This window comes from Pseudomonas sp. PS01298 (genome assembly GCF_029959745.1).
GTDB lineage: Bacteria > Pseudomonadota > Gammaproteobacteria > Pseudomonadales > Pseudomonadaceae > Aquipseudomonas > Aquipseudomonas aylmerensis.
Genome location: NZ_JASCPP010000279.1, coordinates 1 through 255, shown reverse-complemented (window position 1 = coordinate 255; position 255 = coordinate 1). Strand labels below are relative to the sequence as shown.

Genomic DNA, 255 nt, shown 5'->3' with positions numbered 1-255 from the left:
CCAATTTTGTTATGGGGCCATAGCTCAGCTGGGAGAGCGCCTGCCTTGCACGCAGGAGGTCAACGGTTCGATCCCGTTTGGCTCCACCATTAACTGCTTCTGCTGTTAGAGTTTAGAAATGAATATTTACTAATGAATATTGATTTCTAGTCTTTGATTAGATCGTTCTTTAAAAATTTGGGTATGTGATAGAAAGATAGACTGAACGTTACTTTCACTGGTAACGGATCAGGCTAAGGTAAAATTTGTGAGTTC

The 255-nt window shown here is 40.8% G+C and carries 1 tRNA gene; it reads left to right on the top strand.

Going from position 1 to position 255, the window contains the following annotated elements:
- The first annotated feature begins 13 nt into the window (after positions 1 to 13).
- Positions 14 to 89, top strand: a tRNA-Ala gene (locus tag QMX97_RS32105).
- Positions 90 to 255: the final 166 nt, after the last annotated feature.